The 20061-nt window shown below is 38.8% G+C and carries 21 protein-coding genes; 15 read left to right on the forward strand and 6 right to left on the reverse strand.

Annotation, left to right across the window (positions count from 1 at the left end; translation table 11 throughout):
- Positions 1-71 precede the first annotated feature (71 nt).
- A complete protein-coding gene (locus AC27JR_RS07560) occupies positions 72-548 on the forward strand; it encodes an HPP family protein (RefSeq protein ID WP_131691210.1) in 477 nt (158 codons plus the stop codon).
- Positions 549-580: 32 nt separating this feature from the next.
- Here the strand turns inward: AC27JR_RS07560 and AC27JR_RS07565 are convergent, their stop codons facing one another.
- Positions 581-943 (reverse strand): hypothetical protein, encoded by a 363-nt coding sequence (locus tag AC27JR_RS07565; RefSeq protein WP_010388549.1) that lies wholly within the window; start codon positions 941-943, stop codon positions 581-583.
- 150 nt (positions 944-1093) lie between these two features.
- Here AC27JR_RS07565 and AC27JR_RS07570 point away from each other — a divergent pair, with 150 nt between their 5' ends.
- Positions 1094-1846, forward strand: coding sequence for a Nif3-like dinuclear metal center hexameric protein (locus AC27JR_RS07570; RefSeq protein WP_487173223.1), 753 nt, complete (start codon positions 1094-1096; stop codon positions 1844-1846).
- A gap of 219 nt (positions 1847-2065) precedes the next feature.
- Entirely contained in the window at positions 2066-2632 is a 567-nt protein-coding gene (locus AC27JR_RS07575; RefSeq protein WP_487173224.1) for a DedA family protein, read from the forward strand.
- A 121-nt stretch (positions 2633-2753) separates the two neighbouring features.
- Here AC27JR_RS07575 and AC27JR_RS07580 read toward each other — a convergent pair whose 3' ends face one another.
- From AC27JR_RS07580 to AC27JR_RS07590, 3 genes are all read right to left on the reverse strand, one after another.
- Positions 2754-3518, reverse strand: coding sequence for a YdcF family protein (locus AC27JR_RS07580; protein WP_487173225.1), 765 nt, complete (start codon positions 3516-3518; stop codon positions 2754-2756).
- 54 nt (positions 3519-3572) lie between these two features.
- Positions 3573-4460 (reverse strand): LysR family transcriptional regulator, encoded by an 888-nt coding sequence (locus tag AC27JR_RS07585; protein WP_008466215.1) that lies wholly within the window; start codon positions 4458-4460, stop codon positions 3573-3575.
- A gap of 534 nt (positions 4461-4994) precedes the next feature.
- Positions 4995-7364 (reverse strand): EAL domain-containing protein, encoded by a 2370-nt coding sequence (locus AC27JR_RS07590; protein ID WP_487173226.1) that lies wholly within the window; start codon positions 7362-7364, stop codon positions 4995-4997.
- A gap of 206 nt (positions 7365-7570) precedes the next feature.
- Between AC27JR_RS07590 and pyrC the strand changes: the two genes are divergently transcribed.
- The 9 genes from pyrC to AC27JR_RS07635 all read left to right on the forward strand — a co-directional run bounded on the left by pyrC (position 7571) and on the right by AC27JR_RS07635 (position 16164).
- Positions 7571-8611 carry a dihydroorotase gene (gene pyrC / locus AC27JR_RS07595; protein ID WP_487173227.1) on the forward strand — a complete coding sequence of 347 codons (1041 nt, stop codon included), beginning with the start codon at positions 7571-7573 and terminating at the stop codon, positions 8609-8611.
- A 414-nt stretch (positions 8612-9025) separates the two neighbouring features.
- On the forward strand, positions 9026-9229 hold the full coding sequence (locus AC27JR_RS07600) for a cold-shock protein (RefSeq protein WP_004588138.1): 204 nt from the start codon (positions 9026-9028) through the stop codon (positions 9227-9229).
- 860 nt (positions 9230-10089) lie between these two features.
- Positions 10090-10860, forward strand: coding sequence for a DUF3450 domain-containing protein (locus AC27JR_RS07605; protein WP_010388561.1), 771 nt, complete (start codon positions 10090-10092; stop codon positions 10858-10860).
- Between the two features lie 6 nt (positions 10861-10866).
- Positions 10867-12231 (forward strand): MotA/TolQ/ExbB proton channel family protein, encoded by a 1365-nt coding sequence (locus tag AC27JR_RS07610; protein WP_008109347.1) that lies wholly within the window; start codon positions 10867-10869, stop codon positions 12229-12231.
- Positions 12231-12755: a MotA/TolQ/ExbB proton channel family protein gene (locus tag AC27JR_RS07615; protein ID WP_010388565.1), complete on the forward strand. Its 525-nt coding sequence runs from the start codon at positions 12231-12233 to the stop codon at positions 12753-12755. Before AC27JR_RS07610 ends, AC27JR_RS07615 begins: the two co-directional genes overlap by 1 nt.
- 14 nt (positions 12756-12769) lie before the next feature.
- Positions 12770-13174: an ExbD/TolR family protein gene (locus AC27JR_RS07620; RefSeq protein ID WP_006792384.1), complete on the forward strand. Its 405-nt coding sequence runs from the start codon at positions 12770-12772 to the stop codon at positions 13172-13174.
- Positions 13174-13788, forward strand: a complete 615-nt coding sequence (locus tag AC27JR_RS07625) for an energy transducer TonB (RefSeq protein WP_076918523.1) — start codon at positions 13174-13176, stop codon at positions 13786-13788. Before AC27JR_RS07620 ends, AC27JR_RS07625 begins: the two co-directional genes overlap by 1 nt.
- Before the next feature lie 11 nt (positions 13789-13799).
- Positions 13800-15059, forward strand: coding sequence for a tetratricopeptide repeat protein (locus AC27JR_RS07630; protein WP_487173228.1), 1260 nt, complete (start codon positions 13800-13802; stop codon positions 15057-15059).
- 61 nt (positions 15060-15120) lie between these two features.
- Positions 15121-16164 (forward strand): hypothetical protein, encoded by a 1044-nt coding sequence (locus tag AC27JR_RS07635; RefSeq protein ID WP_487173229.1) that lies wholly within the window; start codon positions 15121-15123, stop codon positions 16162-16164.
- Positions 16165-16178: 14 nt separating this feature from the next.
- Here the strand turns inward: AC27JR_RS07635 and AC27JR_RS07640 are convergent, their stop codons facing one another.
- Complete coding sequence (locus AC27JR_RS07640; RefSeq protein WP_076918526.1) at positions 16179-16505, reverse strand: TraR/DksA family transcriptional regulator; 327 nt, start codon at positions 16503-16505, stop codon at positions 16179-16181.
- 59 nt (positions 16506-16564) lie between these two features.
- Complete coding sequence (locus tag AC27JR_RS07645; RefSeq protein WP_076918527.1) at positions 16565-17545, reverse strand: tRNA-dihydrouridine synthase; 981 nt, start codon at positions 17543-17545, stop codon at positions 16565-16567.
- Between the two features lie 189 nt (positions 17546-17734).
- On the opposite strand from AC27JR_RS07645, the gene AC27JR_RS07650 reads away from it, so the two are divergent.
- From AC27JR_RS07650 to AC27JR_RS07660, 3 genes are all read left to right on the forward strand, one after another.
- Positions 17735-18268: an HvfA family oxazolone/thioamide-modified RiPP metallophore gene (locus AC27JR_RS07650; RefSeq protein ID WP_076918528.1), complete on the forward strand. Its 534-nt coding sequence runs from the start codon at positions 17735-17737 to the stop codon at positions 18266-18268.
- 66 nt (positions 18269-18334) lie between these two features.
- Positions 18335-19192 (forward strand): HvfB family MNIO-type RiPP peptide maturase, encoded by an 858-nt coding sequence (locus AC27JR_RS07655; protein ID WP_008109323.1) that lies wholly within the window; start codon positions 18335-18337, stop codon positions 19190-19192.
- Between the two features lie 54 nt (positions 19193-19246).
- Positions 19247-19999 (forward strand): HvfC family RiPP maturation protein, encoded by a 753-nt coding sequence (locus AC27JR_RS07660; RefSeq protein WP_487173231.1) that lies wholly within the window; start codon positions 19247-19249, stop codon positions 19997-19999.
- Positions 20000-20061: the final 62 nt, after the last annotated feature.

The raw sequence follows: 20061 nt of genomic DNA on the forward strand, positions 1-20061 counted from the left end.
GCTTGACATAGGTAGACCGACTTGTCTATATTGCTGATGTAGACAAATCGGTCTACTTTTTAGGAGGTAATATGCATAGTGAGCAAATAAAGTCGGCATTAATCGCAGGTGTTTTTTCTACTTTTGTTTTGGGTTTTTTGGCGTGGCTAAATTATATGGGTGATTACGGTATTTGGTTAATGGCGCCATTCGGCGCAACAGCTGTGCTTGTTTTTGGCGTACCACAGAGCCCATTAGCTAAGCCAAAAAACGTAATAGGGGGGCATATGCTGACCGCAATGATTGGGGTTGTTTTTAGCTATTATAGTGCTGATAGTGCGATCATGATTGGGCTGGCTGTGGGTATTGCTATAACTTTGATGATGATTACTAAAACCATTCACCCTGCTGCCGGTGCAAACCCTATCTTAATTATTGAGTCTAGCCAAAGCTGGGATTTTTTAATAATGCCAGTACTTGCCGGGACAGTGTTTATTGTGGTGTGTGGTTTTGTCGCGACATGGTTTTTGCAGCTATTGATAGAAACTAAACATAAAAAAACCGCTTGACGCGGTTTCTTTTATACTGAGCACTCAGTGAATTACACTACACCGCGCGGTAGGCGGCAGTCGTGATCTTTACGAGCAAGCTCTACTATCCAAAGCTCTTCTGCTGTGTAACCTTCTTCGTTCTCAGTGATCACGGTGAAAGGCGCTTTTTTCTGTGCTTTTACAGGAGCAGCTTTTTTAGTTTTTTTAGCAGGTGCTTTTACTGCAGCTTTCTTTGTAGACTTACCAGAGCTTAATTCTTTAGTCAGCTCTGCTACATCAGCTAGGCGCATATTCTTGCCGCCATCAACGCTGTACCAGCCAGGTTTAGTTGTTATTTCAGGTTTTTTACCGTTGGCAGCTTCATATGCAGCTTCAAAGGCAGATAACACTTCTGTTTTGTCTAGTTTGCTCATCAGAGACCCTATACGTTGTTTTCACAGATAAAGAAGAGGTATTTATACCTATTTTAGAACTGTTTTTCAATTTTTTGCGATTTTCCTTTCATTTTTAGCGCATAACCGCCAAAATTTGTACAAAATTCAGTGCAAAGTAAGGTAAGCAGTATGCAACGTAGAGAATTTAATCAACTGTTAAACACGTTATTGAAACCAGAAACCATCAATGATTTTTGCCCAAATGGACTACAGGTGGAAGGTAAAGATGAAATACGTACTATAGTAACCGGTGTTACAGCAAGCCAAGCGCTTATTGATGCCGCTATTGAAAAAAATGCGGATGCTATTTTGGTACACCATGGCTATTTTTGGAAAGGTGAGTCGCAACCGATCACAGGCATGAAAAAACGTCGTGTGGCTGCTCTTTTAGCTAACGACATTAATTTATTTGCTTATCATTTACCATTAGATATTCACCCTGAAATTGGCAATAACGCTCAACTGGCACAATTACTCGATATTGAAATTGAGGCGGGTTTAGAGCCAATTAACAACAGTGTCGCGATGAAAGGGCGGTTAAAAACGCCGATAACGGGATGCGAATTTGCTAAAAAAATAGGCCAAGTACTCAATCGCGAGCCACTAACAAGTTTAGTGCGTAATGATAAAATTGAAACCATTGCGCTGTGCACTGGTGGTGGGCAAGGGTATATTGACTTAGCAGCCGAGCAGGGGTTAGATGCTTACTTAACCGGTGAGGCATCAGAGCAAACTATTCACAGTTCACGCGAACAAAATATCGACTTTTTTGCTGCAGGCCACCATGCCACCGAGCGATACGGTATTAAAGCGCTGGGAGAGCTTCTCGCAGAGCAATATGGTTTTGACGTAACATTTATTGATATAGATAACCCTGTGTAAACGCTTGCCGTAAAAGCAATGCCATTAATGTAACCTACTCATCATTTACCCTGAGTAGGTTATTTAAAATCATCAAAATAACTAACTACTTTATCAAGCCACAGGAAGCTTCTATTCCATTGGTACATAACAGATCTTTCGCTGCAATTATCCCGTTTAAATTAAAATGTTATTTTCTCGCCGCCAGGCAATTCAACGTAAAGGTATAAAATGGAAGGCATGTTAGCTTTAATACAGCAATATGGGTTGTTGGTTTATCTGTTACTTTTTGGTTATTGTGCTTTAAAAAGTGGGTGGTTACCTTTATTTGCAGGCTATGCTGCACATAGCGGTGCACTTGATGTTGGCTATGTTGCTCTGGCAGCTTTTATGGGCGGATATTTGGGGGATGAATTACGATTTGCTCTCGCAAGAACATATGGCACTACATGGCTTGAAAAGCCAAACCGACTAGGTCGGTTATTTAAAACAGCCTCTGAGCTTGCAAATCGTTATGGCACTGCTTATATTTTTTTATATCGGTATCCAAAAGGGCTTCGTACTATTGGTGCTCTCCCGATTGGGCTCACCTCGATTAGTTGGCGCCGTTTTAGCCTATTAAATGCATGCTCTGCACTGGCTTGGGTCGTTGTTTTAGTTGGTGGAGGCTTCACTTTTGGCGCTACCTTTGATTCTTTTGGGGTTGATAGCTTAACAGCCCTCAGTTTATTATTTCTTTGTGTATTCTTGCTCACACTGTATCGTCTTTGGAACCAAGCTGCAGAGGTTAAAACTCATCAACAATAACAAATGTAGGCTTGTTTATAGCTGATCGTGTTTTTTATTTTTTAATATCCCCCTGTTAATAAACTAATTGCCGCAGTTTTTCAGGGGGATAATATATTTACTTAAATAAAGATTTAATAAATCAAAGAGCTTCAGGATTTATTGTACGACGTATTTTTATCCATGCATCACCTACAACTTCATGGGCAAATTGAGTTACCACTAATAATGCTTTTGCGTTGGGTATGAGTTGCTTGTACCACGGGTAAGCGGCAAAGTTGTGGTAGTCAGTTGCTGCAGGGATCGCTGCGACACCTTGTGCATTGAATAAATTTATTGCTCTGGGCATATGACTTACAGAGGTAACTAAAGCGGTATTATAGTCGACAAGTTTTGAGGCTAAAAATGCAGCTTCTTGCGCTGTGTCCATTGCGTTTGGATTTTGTACAATACGATTTTTATTAATACCCAAGCTAATTGCCGTTTTATACATGAGTGCACTGTTGGTGATTTTTTCATAACCACCACCCGATACAATTAGCTGAGCTTGCGGATATATATTTGCGAGCCTAATGCCTTCCACTAAACGTGTTAATGCACAATTTCCTAGCTGACTGTTAGCGCTGAGTGCCGGGTTAGGGTTTATATCACAGCCAAGCACCACAATTTTGTCTATTTTTGGGTGCTTAAGGAAATTAAAAGCCAATGAAGTAGGTTGATTATGTTTAATCAATAAGTTGGCAACCCAGGGCGTGCTGGCAAGTAATAAGGTCGCGAGACTCAAAAAAGACAAGGTAATAACAAGCTTTCGTTGTTTGAGTGCAAAAATAAGTAGTATTAGACTAAGCAAGCCCAGTAATGGTAACGGCATAAGTAAGCCGCCCAGTATTTTTTTAAGTTCAAACATAATGAGTAACACGGTTGAATATATTTACCAGCATGTTACTCATAACTTTTGGATTTATCGACCGTTATTTAATTTACAGGTGTTTAAAAAATGACGGTAAACAGGATTGTCTTTCATCTCTTTTTTCATCGCTAAATACATAGGACGGGTTAAACCAAGTGCGCCAAGTGGAATTGATTTAATTAGCCCTTGGCTCTCATATGGGGTAACCAGCCAATCGGGTAAGGCCGCAACCCCCATTCCAGCGCTGACTAACTGAAATATAAGTAGGCCCTGATCAACTGTTTTTAGTGTGCCGTCAAAACGTGCATTTTGAATGAAATGCTTAAATATATCTTGGCGCTCACGCGGGATAGGGTAAGAGATAATGGTTTCATTTTTTAAATCAAGCGCAGTTACATAGGCTTTTTTAGCTAAGTCATGATCCGGTGCCACAATAAGCTTAAGTTTAAAGTCAAACAGGTGGGCGTATTCTAGTTTGTCTGGGTCGCGAACATCCGATGTAAGCACTAAGTCCAATTCATCATCGAGTAAATCTGGAATAGCGTCATAGCTAAAACCACGCTCGTAATCAATCTTTATGTCAGGCCAAAAATTATTAAACTCTTTAATAGTAGGCAACAACCAATGAAAACAGGCATGACATTCTACGCTTAGACGCAACTGTGATATTGGCTGATTTAAACTTTCTTTTAATCGGCATTTAGTTGCTTCTAATTTAGGTAATATGTCGTGTGCCAATTCAAGTAACAACATACCTTGAGGTGTAAATCGGACGGGTTGAGTTTTTCGCTCGAACAACTGACAGTCTAATTTATTTTCTAAGTCCTTGATTTGATGTGATAAAGCTGACTGAGTTAAAAATAGCTCGCGGGCTGTATTAACTAACGATCCCGTTTCTTTAAGGGTCGCTATAGTTTTTAGGTGTTTAATGTCAATCATCTTTAATAAATCTCATGGGTATGGTGAGTATTGCTTAGATTAACTACATACTACGCCTTTGCAAAAAACGTTTCAACGTCTGGATGGCTATAAAAATTAAATTTGGCGTGTTTTTTACGGCAAACATTAAATTTATTAACTTTGTACAGTCAAATGATGTTTTGTTCTTTGGTTGTTGTTGAATTTAGCTCATGTTTAATGGAGGTATTTATAGGCTTGATGATGAACGCCTTATTTTAATATTATCTAATGACTTACACCGAAGCTTTACATCGCTGCATTGCATAATTAAAGTTTTAATCGTTAAACAGAAATTAAGAACAGATTAGGGTAGCTTAGTTATACGGTGATTAAGCTGTGCATGTTTAGCGATTATTCACATTTTGAAAAGTGCCGATGAGGTTATTATTAAGACTTCATTAGCTGCTGTTACAAGCCTGATTGAATACCTTGTATAGAGTATAAAAGCGGGTAAGCACAGCCGTCAGTTTAAACCTGAGTATTTGGTTGTAAATTTCACCTGTGCTTAGCTTATTAAAGAGGGGTGTGTATTAGTAAAATAGCCTCTGTTGCTGTAACAGGTTTTGATTTTAAAAAGCCTTGCCCATAATCACATTGGGTTTTTTGTAAAATTGTAAGTTGCTCAGCAGTTTCTATTCCTTCTGCAATAACAATAAGCTCTAACGAAATAGCCAAGGTTAAAATAGCATCTATTAACGGGTTAGCAGTGGTTTTTAAATTATCTATAAAACTTTTATCAATTTTAAGTACATGAATAGGCAGTTGGTGCAAGTAGCCTAAGGCAGAGTAGCCAGTGCCAAAATCGTCTAAGCAAAGTAATACTTTTAATGGCGATAACCCTTGTATAATTTGTGTCGCTAATTCTAAATTTTCAATTAAGCCCGACTCTGTTATTTCCAGGCACAATGAACCTAAAGGCAGTTGATGTTTTTTATAAATAGCATGAAGCTGTTCTACAAACTCTAAGCTGGCAAAATGCCGAGACGATACATTAACCGTGACACGTAAAAAGCGATGACCTTGCTGTTGCCATAAAGCAATATGTTGCGCTGCGAGGTCAAGTAAATGCAAATCTAAATTAATAATTTGCCCAGTCTTCTCTGCAATCGGAATAAAGTCGTTAGGTGATACAAACCCTTTTTTTGGGTGATGCCAACGTACGAGAGCTTCAAATCCTATAACCTCGCCACTGTTAATAGTAAAGATAGGCTGAAAATACAGTTCAAATTCATTATGCTCAATACCGTGTTGTAAATCGTTTTCAAGATCTGCATGCATTTTTAGCTTATTGCGCATCACATTATTAAAAAATTTAACTTGGCCACGCCCTGATGATTTTGCTTCATACATAGCGGCATCTGATTGTTGTAATAATACAAATGCTTCGTCGTCTACATTGTCACTAAATGCTACGCCAATGCTGGTAGAGGGCTGAAGTAAATGGCCATCAATATTAACAGGTTCCGACAGTGCGGTTTTAATACGAGTAAGGGCATCGTTTACTTGGTCACGATGACTTAGATTTTCCATAAAAATAGCAAATTCATCGCCACCTAAGCGAGAAAAGGTATCTGTATTGCGCACGGTTTGAGTAATAAGCTTACATATAGCAATTAAAAAATGATCGCCTACTTCGTGACCTAACGAATCATTAATACTTTTAAAGCGGTCAAAATCAAGATAGAGCAGGGCATGAAAAGTCCCTTTTTTAGCGCGATTTAGGCGTAAAATCGCATGCTTCATTCTTTCTATGAGTAGAGAACGATTTGCCAAGCCAGTTAGTTCATCGTGCAGCGCTTTGTGCTCAAGTTCTTGGCGGGCTAAATGTCTATCTATAACCATGCTTATTTGTCGACTTACATAGGTTAGCAACGAGCTATCATGCTCATTGTAGTAATGTTGTTCGTCATAACTTTGTACGACAATAACGCCACTCATACGCTCATTAACTTTAAAGGGAACGCCTAGCCATGAATCCGCTTGTTCACCTACTAACTTAAAATGCCCTTGTGTAATATGTTCAAGGTATTGCTGTTTATTAAGTAGTAATGGTCGTTCATTAATCAGCAAATAATAAGAGGCCGTTTCTTTTAGTTGATCTTTGGATATTATTTTATGGGTATTTGTTTGTACACCGCCTTCAACGGTATAAACAAAGTCGAGTGCGTCTTCTTTTTTGTCGTATAGCGCAATAAAAAAGTTACTCGCTGTCAATAAGCTGTCAATGATTACGTGTAAGGATTGAAAAAAGGTGTCTAAATTTTGTGCTTTGTAGGTTAAGTTAGCTATTTGCAGTAGGCTACTTTCTAATTTTTGTGCATTGTTGAGCTGCATTACAGTATCTTGCAAGCTATTAACCGTATTGACCTGATTTATTTTTGCACTGAGTAAGTGAGCGACTGTGGTTAATATTTCTAAATGTGAACTAGTAAAGTAATTTTTTATTGGGTGCTCACAATCGATAACTCCTAAAACACGATCTTTATATATCAAGGGTACGCATATTTCTGATTGAGCTGGACGCTCATCAGCTATGTAACGGCTGTCTTTATTTACATCGCCAATTATTAATGCTTGCCCTGTGGATGCTGCATAGCCAGTTATCCCCTCGCTAAAGCGAATAATTTTGCGCTCAGATTGGTAACTAATATGTCCGTTTTTAATACCCATAGAAGCTACTTGATTTAGCAAAGACTGGTTGTCATCTGCTAAGTAAATAACGCAATCGACAAATCCAAGTCGATTAACGACCTGTGTCGTGACATAACTAAAAAGCTCTTCTAACGTATTCAGTTGCAATAAGCTTGATGAAAACTGATTGATTATACTCAATTGGTCTGTTTTAGTTTCGAGCGCTTTAGAGGTATCGATATTGTTCGACATAGGCAGCTATGGAAGGCCTTATAATTATTGTTAAAGGTACATACGTTAACCTAATATTAACTTTTCTACAAAATAAAACGTTAAATGATAATTATAAAGTGTAAAGCTTACTTTATATTTAGTATCTAAGGATTATTTTTAATAAGCCCTTTACTCGAAAACACCATATGCCTATGATCAGTTAACTTAAGCATTAGGACTTTACGATGACGAGCAAAATAACAACTTTAACGATTACTAGACCCGATGATTGGCATGTGCATTTACGCGATGGAGATCAGTTAAAAGATACGGTGCGTGATATTAGCCGTTATATGGGCCGCGCGATTATTATGCCAAATTTAGTTCCGCCAGCTACGTGTACAGAAACTGCATTGTCGTACCGAGAGCGAATTATGGCTGCTAAACCTCAAGGCCAGTTTGAACCTTTAATGGTGCTTTACCTTACTGATAAAACGACGCCTGATGAAATAAAAAAGGCAAAAGCGACAGGTAAAATTTTTGCAGCTAAACTCTACCCAGCAGGTGCAACAACTAACTCAGATTCTGGTGTAACTTCAGTAAAAAATATTTACTCGGTATTAAAAGCAATGCAAGAAGTTGGCATGCTGTTACTCGTCCATGGTGAGGTTACTGATTCATCTATTGACATATTCGATCGTGAAAAAGTGTTTTTAGACACTATTTTAGGCGACGTTGTTGCAGACTTTCCTGAGCTGAAAATTGTTCTTGAACACATAACCACTAAAGATGCAGTAGAGTTTGTTGAAAATGCCTCGGATAATGTAGCAGCTACAATTACTGCGCATCATTTATTATACAACCGTAATCACATGTTAGCTGGGGGCATTCGCCCACATTATTACTGCCTACCTATACTAAAGCGTAACATTCATCAACAAGCGCTAATGGCTGCAGCTACAAGTGGTAGTAAAAAATTCTTTTTAGGCACGGATTCAGCCCCACATTATAAAGATAAAAAAGAAGCGGCATGTGGTTGTGCTGGTGCTTATACCGCACATGCTGCTATTGAACTTTATGCTGAAGCTTTTGAAGAAGCGGGAGCGCTTGATAAGTTAGAGGGCTTTGCAAGCCACTTCGGCCCAGATTTTTATGGCCTTGAGCGTAATACAGACACTATTACTTTAGAAAAAGCGCCTTGGACAGTGCCGTCTAGCTATTCGCTAGGCGACTCAGAAGTTGTACCAATTAAAGCCGATAGCGTTATTGACTGGCAAGTTAAATAGTTAAAATTTAAACTAAAACCACCTTAAAATTAAGGTGGTTTTTTTATTTTAAGTTACCAAAAAAGCGGTTCGGGTGAGCCATATTTTAAAAATTCATAATCTGCTTATAAAAAACACAAGTTTTATGTTGTTTATCCTTTTAAAAATTAGAAACTTATAAAAAAATTAATAAATCGATGAATCTTCAAAAATAAATCCCAATTAATAGAGCTAAAAAAATATTAATGTGTTAACCTTAATTGGCTTTGAGTTTTTGCGTATTGAATTACGGTATTGTGCTGCGTTTAAGGTTACCGGTTTGGTTATTACTTCTTCCTGTACTATCACCTCCAGTTTTTTGGGCATTGACTCAGGGAGGATATTGCCATAATAATATGGCTGAATTTTAATTATTGACTTACAGGAAAATTTAGTATGTCGGTTACTGGTAAAGTAAAATTTTTCAACGAAGCTAAAGGCTTTGGTTTCATTGAACAAGAAAATGGTCCTGACGTGTTTGTACATTTCAGCGCAATCACTGGTTCTGGTTTTCGCACTCTTAGCGAAGGTCAAGCAGTGACTTTCAGCATCAAGCAAGGTCAAAAAGGCCCAGAAGCTGAGAACGTAGAAGTAGCATAATTTATTATGTGAACCTAAGTTCATCGTGGTGAAGCACTAACCTGTTTCACCATAATTCATATAACTCTAAAACTTTTCTATCCCTTTGCACTATCCCTCATATATTAATACCATCACCTAGTTTTAAACTTCTACTCATTTGTTTGATTACAAACCCTTATGTTTTAAGTATTTTATTGGCCAATAATTGCACATTAGTTATTTAACCTTATGGCCAATCTAACAGCCTCATACGGATTTAGTTATTGCTGAGGATATACATATTTAAGCTTGAGATTCGTACTTGGGGAAAATACAAAAAAAGGCCCTTGTGTTTATGCTTTAAGGAAGAAAAAACACAGGTGTTAATAAAAATGATTTTTTGTAATCGGCTTCCCCTCCTTTGTATTGCTTTTTATTAAATTTGCACGTCATTATTCTTATGCGATGAATAACCCAATAATTACGATTAGCTGTATTTTTGGGCAAAAAAGTCTTAAAAAACCTTCAAAATGAATATTCGGGACAGAAAATTAGCTTATTTTTAATTTTTTTTCAGCAACGATAAAGTTAATTTTAAATGTTATATTTTTGTTTACATTAACAGAGGGGGTTATCGTTATTCTTACTATATCAGGGCTTGCAGAAATTATGATTATCACGTTAGTTATAATAATGTTAATTTTTTTAGTCGAGCCCAGTAAATATCTTACAAACAAGCTGATTTATTTATAGGTTATGCTAAACATGAAGTTGACATGACTTAATGCATTTAGCATTATTGGTAAGTTGATATCTATTAAAAGATATCAGGGTTGTCTTCCCCTTAGCGGGTTGATAATTAAATTATAAAAGTAACATTACTTAATTGGTTGGGAACTATGTCTGTTAAAATCAGAAAGAGTCTTGTAGCAACTGCGTTGGTTGGCGCTTTTGCATTTGCAAGCAGCAATGTGATTGCAGATCCTTTGAATGACGTGCAAAAAGCAGGTCAAACAATTCAAAAGGCTGCAGTTAAGTCTCAAACTAAAATTGACAATGTATATGGTCAAACTCAGGAGCTAATCGCTGAGTACCGTAGCATCGTTGATGAGACTGAACTTATGAAAGTGTACAACGATCACGTAGCACGTTTGGTCGCAGACCAAAACGCGTCTATCGCATCGTTCGATCGTCAAATCGCGACTATCGACAACACTAAACAAAACGTTGTGCCTTTGATGTATCGCATGATCGATACGCTTGAGCAATTCATCAAAGCGGACGTTCCATTTAATCTAGAAAACCGTCTTGGACGAGTTGAAAGATTACGTGAGATCATGGCATCTGCATCTGTAACAACGTCTGAGAAGTTCCGTCAGGTTCTTGAAGCGTACACTGTTGAAACAGCCTACAGCTCAGCTGTAACTGCTTCTCAAGGTACTTTAGATGTTGATGGTCGTAGCATTAACGTAGATATCGGTCGTTTAGGTCGTATTACTTACGTAGCGCAATCATTCGATCTAAAACACGCTTGGGTGTGGGATAACAACACTAAACAGTGGAAAGAATTAGGTGAAGAATACCTAAAACCTGTTAAAGAAGTGATCCGTATGGCACGTAAGCAAGCGACACTAGAACTTGTTAAACTACCAATTTTTGGCGCGGAGTAATCAATAATGAAGAAACTATTTAAAGGTTTTGCTGTTGCAGCAGTACTGTCTGTTTCTGCCGGTACCGCGCTTAATGCACATGCAAATACTGATGCTTTAGATAAAATTCTTGAGCAAGTAAAGCAAGAGCGTATTTCTGAAGGAAAAATCAATAAGCAACGTGAACAAGAGTTCTTGTCAGATCGTGCTGATAAGCAAGCGTTACTTAACAAAGCGAAAAGCCAACTAGCTGCTGAAAAAGCACGTGGTGATCGTCTTAGCAAAGAATATGCACAAAACGAAAATACTTTAGCGGAAAAAGAGCAAGCTCTTCAAAACGCACAAGGTACGTTAGGTGAAATGTTTGGTGTTGTTCGTCGTGCAGCAGCTGACGCAATTGGTTCAATTGAAGCATCTTTAGTAAGTGCTGAAAAACCAGGTCGTGCAGAAGTACTTCGTTCATTAGCAGCCGCTAAAGAACTTCCAACAGTTCGTGAATTAGAAGAACTTTGGATTTCACTTCAAACAGAAATGACTGAGTCAGCTAAAGTTTCAACGTTTGAAACTGAAGTTGCAGGTCTTGACGGTAACCCGTCAATGAAAAAAGTAACACGTATCGGTAACTTCAACTTAGTTACAGACGACGGCTACTTAATCTACTCACCAGAGACTAAATCTATCCAGCCTCTAGGTAAGCAGCCTGACAGCTATATCCTTAAAGGTATTTCTGATCTAGAAGGTACTTCAGCTGATAATTACGCTGGTGTATACGTGGATCCTACACGTGGTGCAATTTTACGTATCAACACTCAGAAAAAGTCTCTTATGGAGTACTACGAGCAAGGTGCTGAAGTTGGTTACATCATCACAGTACTACTTGCTGTAGGTCTTTTAATCTTCTTAGTACGTTTCGTTGACTTAGCGCTTACTACTTCTAAGATCAAAGGTCAGCTTAAGAACTTGTCTACACCGAATACAAATAACCCACTGGGTCGTATTCTTAAAGTGTACTCTGACAATAAAAATCAAGATGTTGAAAACCTTGAGCTTAAACTTGATGAAGCGATTCTTCGTGAAACGCCACGCATCGAAGCGGGTATCAATATCATCAAGATCCTTGCTGCTATCGCACCATTACTAGGTCTACTAGGTACGGTAATCGGTATGATCCTAACGTTCCAAACAATCACATTGTTCGGTACGGGCGATCCGAAGATCATGGCTGGTAACATCTCTCTAGCACTTGTAACTACAGCGCTAGGTCTAATTGCAGCACTACCACTTATCCTACTTCACTCTATTGTTGCAGGTCGTAGTAAGTCGGTATTACACATCCTTGATGAGCAAAGCGCAGGTATCATCGCGACTCACGCGGAGAAGGAGAAAGCCTAATGCTAGTCCTGATGGAGATATGGGAATCTATCAGGGATTTTGTTGGCACAGGCGGCCAGGTTTTATACGTGGTCGCGATAGCACTCTTTCTTATGTGGGTTTTAATGATTGAGCGCTATTGGTTCCTACTTGCTGAGTTTCCTCGTTTAACGAAGGAAATTGTAGCCAAGTGGGATGCCCGCCAAGACACTACGTCTTGGTACGCACACAGAATCCGTGAAGCATGGATTTCTGAAGCGTCTGAAAAATTAGATCAGCGTATGTTGTTGATTAAAACATTAGTAGCTGTATGTCCTTTAATAGGCTTACTTGGTACTGTTACGGGTATGATCGCGGTTTTTGAAACCATGGCAACCCAAGGTACAGGTAATGCACGTTTAATGGCATCAGGCATATCAATGGCAACAATCCCAACAATGGCTGGAATGGTTGCGGCACTATCTGGGGTATTCTTTAGCTCACGCCTTGAGGCAAGAGCGAGAATGGTGAAAGCCAAACTTGTAGATAGTATGCCTCATCACTAGAGAGAGAATTAAATATGGCACGTAAACAACGTTTTCGTGAAGAAGAAGAAGCAGCGGTAGATATGACGCCAATGCTTGACATCGTATTTATCATGCTTATTTTCTTTATCGTAACTACATCGTTCGTTAAAGAGGCTGGTATCGAGGTCAATAAACCAAAAGCTGCCCAAGCTACGAAGCAAAAAAATGCTAACATTTTTATTGCTATTCGCAGCGACGGTGCAATCTGGATTGATAAACAGCAAGTTGATGTTGAACGTGTTTCAGCAAAAATTGAAAGTTTATTAGCAGAACAACCTACTGATGTTGTAATTTTGCAAGCTGATAAAGAAGCAAAACACGGCACAGTGGTTAAAGTGATGGACCAGATTAAAGCGACAGGTGATAACCTGAGAATTTCAATAGCTGGAGATCAGTAATGATTCGTTTTCTGTTTTCACTGATTGCAGGTGGGGCAGTTACTTTCGGCTTGTTCTACTTCATGGCATACCTCATCTCTGGTGGGGCTGACCGTAATACGGAACAAAAAGAGCAGATCATAGTCGAAATTATGACGAATCCGCCTGAATCTAAGGTGCAGGAGAGGAAGCGTGTACCGCCTCCGCCTCCGCCACCGCCAAAGCAGCCGCCTAAACCGCAGCCGCCACAGCCGGAAAACAGCAACCCAAATACGAGCTTGTCGTTTAATATGCCAAGCATCGATGTGGGAAGCACGGCCGGTGGACTGAGTGGTCCAGGTGCATTTGGACGAGATGGTGATGCGACACCGATCGTTCGTATTGAACCAAAATATCCAACACAAGCAGCACGTGATGGTAAAGAAGGTTGGGTTCAACTTTCATTCACAATTGATGAGTTAGGTGGCGTGATTGACGTTGATGTAATTGACGCAGATCCAAAACGTATCTTTGACCGTGAAGCTAAACGTGCATTGCGCAAGTGGAAATACCGTCCTAAGATCATTGACGGGAAACCACAAAAGCAAGTTGGTTTACAAGTTCAACTAGACTTTAAACTTAACCAAGGCAACTAAGGAGGCGAGTAATGAGAAATTTTTCTAAAGTAACTGCACTTGCAATTCTTATGTCTGTGTCAGGTGTAGCATTGACTGCACCTGTTTTAGCAGCGCCAGATTACGCGAAAATTGAAGAGCGTAAGAAAGCAAAGACTAAAATCATGGGCGAACGTACTGGTAAGAAAGTAATTAAAGCGTTTGATTTGTATAATGAAGATGATGTTGATGGTGCGATTGCTTTATTGAAAGAGTTAGATCCGTCTAATGATTTTGACAAAGCGACTGTTAATCGTTACTTAGGCAGCATGTATGCTCAAAAAGAGCAGTACAAGGTTGCTATTAAGTATATGAAAGCAGCGATTGCACCAGATGTATTAAACTTTGCTGATCAGGCTCAGGGTTTAAAAACCTTAGGCGATATGTATGCGGGTACTGAACAATACAGTGCTGCCAAGCAAGCATATTCTGATTGGATGGACTTCACAGGCGAAGAAGACCCAAAAGTTTACACTCGTATTGCGCAAGCAAGTTATGAGCTTAAACAGTTTAATGAGGTTCTTGAGCCGGCAAACAAAGCAATTAAGTTAGCTGAAGAGCCTAATAAAGCTCCTTATCAACTTAAATTAGCTGCCTATTTTGAGCAAAAGCAATATCAAAATATGGTTAAAGTTGCTGAAGAAATCGTTCGCGTATGGCCTGAAGACAAAAAGTCTTGGGTAGGCTTAGGTAAGTATTATTTACAAACCGAAGACTACCAGAAAGGGCTAGCAACTATGGAAGTTGCTTACAAGAACGGTTACTTTGAAAACGAAGTTGAATACAAAGTTTTAGCTAACTTTTATTCTTTAAACGAAATTCCTTATAAAGCAGCTATAACGCTTGAAAAGGCCGTTAAAGAAGAAAAAGTTAAACGCACTAAGCAAAATATGAGTGCAATTGCTAGTAACTACCATCGTTCGAAAGATATAGAGAAAGCTGCTAAGTACTACGAAGAAGCTGCTAAATTTGATAATGACGCTGAGCTTTACCGCAAAGCAGGTTCATTACTTCTACAATCTGAAAAATTCAGTGCTGCTGTTGTTCGTTTGAACAAAGCATTAGAGCTTGGCTCTGACAAAAAAGGTACTATTTATTCAGATTTAGCTGAAGCGTTTTACTACCAAGGCAAGTATAAGCAAGCATATGCTGCTATTACTAAAGCTATGGACGACCCAAGCACACGTAGGTTTGCAAAAGGTTGGGCTACATACATTAAAGATAAAGCCGCTCGCAACGGTGTTAAAATTTAATATTTAATGTACTCTAGTATTTTTAAAAAGCCCCATTGGGGCTTTTTTTATTGGAATTAACATGAACAAAACGCCTATTATTTCATTGCTCTTTTGTTTGCTTTTAGCATCCTGCTCTAAGCCAGCTGACTTATTTTCATCTTATGAAGAGGCACAAACCGCGTTAATATCACTTAATGCGGCTTTAAGTGCACAAAAAAACTCACATGTTACAGGACTCAGTAATGAGCAACTGCCTTTTACTGATGCATATTTAGCGCGTCGTCACGCTATTTACCAGCAGCTAATGCAAATGAAGTTAACTGTTGCGCAAACTAATCAGGTAAATTATTTGGTGATTGCTGAGCGGTTTCCAGAGCGATATTTCGCATGGCCTGCACACACTGATGTGTTATCAAACATGCTTTCGATAGTTAAAAATGATGCTCAGTATAAAAGCATTGAGTACTGGCTAATATTTGTTCAAACACAGCTTAAAGCCGCTGAGCAAAGTAACTTAAAGCTTAATAAAATAGAGCACAGTTATTTAAAATATTATGTGCAGCAAGCAATTAATAGTACTAACACACCTATTGAGCTTAATGAGTCTCTGAGTGTATTAAATAATTACTTAACGCAGTATAAGCCAAGAGGCAGTATTGGATTGTCTGGTCTTGCTAATGGCAGCCAATGGTATCAGAGCAAACTAAATTATTTTGCAAATGATGTGCTTTCACCGCTTGAGTGGCTAAGCCTTATAGATAGTAAGTTTAAAACAATGCAAAGCTCAACCGAGCAAATAACGGTGGGTATCTCTGATGTATCGCAGCTTAGCGAAACATTTTTAAAAGAGACGCAACTATTAGGTTTAGACTGGTCAACGGGTTATATGCTTTTACCTCAACGTGCTAACAATAAGCAATTAACGGCTGCGGATAAGCGACTCTATTTAACGATGATGGAAACTGATCTTGGGGTGCATTATCATGCGTGGACATTATCGCAAGCGCGTTTAAATTTACTAAAACGTTTAAATATTAGTGAAGAGGATGCGAGCATATTAGTTGAGGATATTATTTTTTATCCAGGGCAATCATTTAGTTTTGCACCGCAATTACTCAATTAAACTAAAGTGCGCTGTTACTTAGCGCACTTATCACACCGCTGTGCAGCAGGGTCTCTTTCTAAGCGCTGCTCTGATATTTTCTCTTCACAGTCACAGCAGTAGCCATATTGACCAATATCCATTTGGCTAATTGCTGCTTCAAGCTTGTTCATTCGTTCAATTAACGGATTATACTCATTACCTAATTGTTGAGCTGCTAAATCGAGCCACTCTTCATTGGATGTATGGGTTAGGATGCAGAACAGATTTTGATGTGTAGGGTGAGTTGATTGTGACAACAAACCTAATATCGTTGCTTTAACACTTTCTATTTCATCGTTTAGTCGTTGCTGATGATGCATTAGCAGTATAACCCTTAAGTTAATTTGTAGTGATACTGCTATTATCTATTTAGATTTACTTAGGTGTTATGATTTGCATCAAATTGTGGCGCTTTCGCATATTTCTTTAATACTTCGGCTACTTCATCCTTGGCTTTTAAACGACGAATTTCATCAAATAATAGTCCTGCTTGTGGATATTGGCGTTTTAAATAACCAAGCCACTGCTTTGTCCGAGATGCAAAGTATTTAGTATCTTTACTGGCTGTTTGGTGCATAGATGAATGAATAATATGGTGTAAAATATTTTCCCATGTCAGTTCGCTGTAGCTTTCGTTATTAACTTGCGCTTTAATTTTTCTAGCCAAATCTGGATGTGAAAGGGCGCCACGACCAATCATCAAATCACGACAACCACTGCGTGTTTGGCATAAAAGTGCATCTTCCACTTGCCAAATTTCTCCATTGGCAACCACAGCAATTTGTTTATCTTTGACTAAAGGAGGGATTTTTTCCCAATAGGCGGGTGGATTGTAACCATCGCGTTTAGTTCGTGCATGTATAGCAATACTGGTAGCGCCGGCGCTAACAACGGCATCAACTATTTCTTGGCTATTACTATCATCATCAAAACCTAAACGTATTTTAGCACTGACGTCATGTTTACTATCAACAGCATCCCTTACTGTTTTTATAATCGAGTACATATGTTCTGGATCTTTGAGTAATACAGCACCGCCTTTATTTTTATTGACGGTTTTTGCTGGGCAACCAAAGTTTAAATCAACGCCATGAGAGCCTAAGCCAATTGCTTTTACCGCATTTTCAGCTAAAACGTCGGCTACTTGGCCTAATAACTGAATACGTACTGGAGTACCACTACGAGTGAGCCCCGCATTTTTGAGTTCAGGGCAATAACGATGGAATACTTTATCTGGTAAACAAGTATCTACAACACGGATAAATTCTGTCACACAGAGATCGAAGCCGCCTATGTCGGTGAGTAGTTGGCGCATTTTAAAGTCAACAACACCTTCCATGGGTGCTAAAATAAGTTTCATAGTGTGATTAATGTATTACTAAAAAAGAGCGTCAGTTTACCTGTAAATGATAAATTGATAAAACGCTTATTAGGGTTCATAGTTAGTTAAATAACTTATTTGCAAAAAAAACAGATAATTTGAAAGTTTTTAGTTTTATGCAGGTCTACTTGTATAATGATGTTCAACAAGTTTAAAAGGTAATTAAAAATGAATACAATAAAGAAAAACTCAATTGCATTAACATTAGGCGCAGTGGTTGTTGGCAGTGCAAGTATGGCGAGTACTGATGTACAAGCTAACCCATTTGAGTTTCAACAAATGGTAGCTGGTTATCAGTTAGACGCTGGTGAAGGCAAATGCGGCGAAGGCAAATGTGGCGGTGACGCTAAAGCTAAAAAAGAAGGCAAGTGCGGCGAAGGCAAATGTGGCGGCGACGCTAAGGCTAAAAAAGAAGGTAAGTGCGGCGAAGGCAAATGTGGTGGCGACGCAAAGGCTAAAAAAGAAGGCAAATGCGGCGAAGGCAAATGTGGCGGCGATGCTAAGAAAGAAAGTAAAGCTGGCGAAGGTAAATGCGGTGCACAAGGCAAAGCTCAAAAAGAAGGTAAGTGCGGTGAGGGTAAATGCGGCGCACAAGGTAAAGCCAAAAAAGTAGGCAAAGCCGAAGAAGGTAAATGTGGCGGTGACGCTAAAGCAAAAAAAGAAGGTAAGTGTGGCGAAGGTAAATGTGGTGGTAACCACTAAATTTTTCTTTTTTTGATACAAGTGAGAGGGCCATTAGGCCCTTTTTATTTAATATGAGGTTTTATTATGGCTCACATTCAAACGCCTAACTTTGGCATGGTCGGTTTAGGTTTGCGAAGAGAAATGCTAGATGAGCTTGAAAATGCAATACCAAAACAAATTGAGTTTATGGAAGTAGCTCCAGAGAACTGGTTAAAGCTAGGCGGGCGCTTTGAAAAGCAATTTAAACAGTTAACTAATAATAATCACTTTGTTTGCCACGGTTTGTCACTTTCTATTGGCTCACCGGAGCCGCTCGATATTGAATTTATAAAGTCGTTAAAAAACTTCTTTGATAACCACGATATTAAAGTTTATAGCGAACACTTGAGCTATTGCTCAGGTAAAGGCCATATGTATGACTTAATGCCGATCCCTTTTACTGAAGAAGCGATTAAACATGTCGTTTCTCGGGTTAAACAGGTACAAGATATATTAGAGCGACCACTTGTGCTCGAAAATGTGTCTTATTATGGTGCCCCTGGTCAGCAACTATCGGAGCTTGAATTTACCAATGCTATTTTAGAAGACGCTAATTGCCAGCTGTTGTTAGACGTTAATAATATTTATGTGAACTCGATTAATCATGGCTATGATGCACAAGCGTTTTTAAGTGGGCTACCAACCAATAAAATTGCCTATTGCCATGTTGCAGGTCACTACAATGAAGCTGATGACCTAATTATCGATACTCACGGCGCAGATGTTATAGATCCTGTTTGGCAATTGCTCGATAGCGCATATCAAGCACATGGTGTTTTTCCTACGCTGCTAGAGCGAGATTTTAATATTCCACCTATTAACGTGTTAATTAAAGAGCTGGATATAATCCATCAATTACAAGCAAAGCACCTTAAGTTGTTATCAACAGCACAAAGCGCTTAGCCGTTAGTATTTAACAAATACTTGCTATTTCAGGGTTTCAAAAGAGTCGTTATCATGAGTTTTATTGATGTACAAAATGAATTTATGGCCCATATTCGAGAGCCTAATATGCAGCCGTGTCCAACCGATATTGAAGACAGGCGAATGGCCATTTATCGGGATCTGTTTTTTAATAATATTAATGGCTTTGTTTCATCGGCATTTCCAGTTTTAAAAACACTCTATAGTGAGCAACAGTGGCTATTGCTGGTTCGTCAATTTTTTAGTGAACATGATTGCCAGTCTCCTTACTTTTTAGATATTGCTGAAGAATTTATTACCTTTTTAATGACAAGCTATGTACCTAAAGAGTCTGATCCGGTATTTATGCTGGCGCTAGCTCATTATGAATGGATTGAACTTGATGTGTCTGTAATGAAGGCTGATCCCCTTGAGTCCACTTTAAGCGCTAATAAGCTTACCCATTCTCCTTTGTATTTATCTAAAACAGCGCGTAACTTAAGCTACGACTATCCAGTTCAAAATATTAGTGAAGAATTTCAACCTCAACAACCTTCAGAGCAGCCGTATTTCTTTGTTGTTTATCGCGATGAGGATGATGAAGTGCAATTTTTGGCAACCAATGCCATGACCGCCATGTTACTGTCTATTATTGAAAATGAAGCGGGGATTACGTTTGAGCAGGTTTGCCAACAGGTTAGTGAAAATGCACCACAATTTAATCTAGAGCAAATAACACAAGGGGCACTGAGTACCTTAACAGCTATGGCACAGCGGCAAATTATAGTGACAAAAAATCAAGGCTAAGCTCTTTATTGATTATTTCACATCGTCTATTATAGCGCCTTTATTTGTTGTGCTTAATAAAA

It is taken from the genome of Pseudoalteromonas sp. NH0006-26, from assembly GCF_057552415.1.

Coding starts and splice junctions, on each gene's coding strand:
- AC27JR_RS07560 (WP_131691210.1), top strand. CDS start 72: ATGCATAGTGAGCAAATAAAGTCGGCATTAATCGCAGGTGTTTTTTCT.
- AC27JR_RS07565 (WP_010388549.1), bottom strand. CDS start 943: ATGAGCAAACTAGACAAAACAGAAGTGTTATCTGCCTTTGAAGCTGCA.
- AC27JR_RS07570 (WP_487173223.1), top strand. CDS start 1,094: ATGCAACGTAGAGAATTTAATCAACTGTTAAACACGTTATTGAAACCA.
- AC27JR_RS07575 (WP_487173224.1), top strand. CDS start 2,066: ATGTTAGCTTTAATACAGCAATATGGGTTGTTGGTTTATCTGTTACTT.
- AC27JR_RS07580 (WP_487173225.1), bottom strand. CDS start 3,518: ATGTTTGAACTTAAAAAAATACTGGGCGGCTTACTTATGCCGTTACCA.
- AC27JR_RS07585 (WP_008466215.1), bottom strand. CDS start 4,460: ATGATTGACATTAAACACCTAAAAACTATAGCGACCCTTAAAGAAACG.
- AC27JR_RS07590 (WP_487173226.1), bottom strand. CDS start 7,364: ATGTCGAACAATATCGATACCTCTAAAGCGCTCGAAACTAAAACAGAC.
- pyrC (WP_487173227.1), top strand. CDS start 7,571: ATGACGAGCAAAATAACAACTTTAACGATTACTAGACCCGATGATTGG.
- AC27JR_RS07600 (WP_004588138.1), top strand. CDS start 9,026: ATGTCGGTTACTGGTAAAGTAAAATTTTTCAACGAAGCTAAAGGCTTT.
- AC27JR_RS07605 (WP_010388561.1), top strand. CDS start 10,090: ATGTCTGTTAAAATCAGAAAGAGTCTTGTAGCAACTGCGTTGGTTGGC.
- AC27JR_RS07610 (WP_008109347.1), top strand. CDS start 10,867: ATGAAGAAACTATTTAAAGGTTTTGCTGTTGCAGCAGTACTGTCTGTT.
- AC27JR_RS07615 (WP_010388565.1), top strand. CDS start 12,231: ATGCTAGTCCTGATGGAGATATGGGAATCTATCAGGGATTTTGTTGGC.
- AC27JR_RS07620 (WP_006792384.1), top strand. CDS start 12,770: ATGGCACGTAAACAACGTTTTCGTGAAGAAGAAGAAGCAGCGGTAGAT.
- AC27JR_RS07625 (WP_076918523.1), top strand. CDS start 13,174: ATGATTCGTTTTCTGTTTTCACTGATTGCAGGTGGGGCAGTTACTTTC.
- AC27JR_RS07630 (WP_487173228.1), top strand. CDS start 13,800: ATGAGAAATTTTTCTAAAGTAACTGCACTTGCAATTCTTATGTCTGTG.
- AC27JR_RS07635 (WP_487173229.1), top strand. CDS start 15,121: ATGAACAAAACGCCTATTATTTCATTGCTCTTTTGTTTGCTTTTAGCA.
- AC27JR_RS07640 (WP_076918526.1), bottom strand. CDS start 16,505: ATGCATCATCAGCAACGACTAAACGATGAAATAGAAAGTGTTAAAGCA.
- AC27JR_RS07645 (WP_076918527.1), bottom strand. CDS start 17,545: ATGAAACTTATTTTAGCACCCATGGAAGGTGTTGTTGACTTTAAAATG.
- AC27JR_RS07650 (WP_076918528.1), top strand. CDS start 17,735: ATGAATACAATAAAGAAAAACTCAATTGCATTAACATTAGGCGCAGTG.
- AC27JR_RS07655 (WP_008109323.1), top strand. CDS start 18,335: ATGGCTCACATTCAAACGCCTAACTTTGGCATGGTCGGTTTAGGTTTG.
- AC27JR_RS07660 (WP_487173231.1), top strand. CDS start 19,247: ATGAGTTTTATTGATGTACAAAATGAATTTATGGCCCATATTCGAGAG.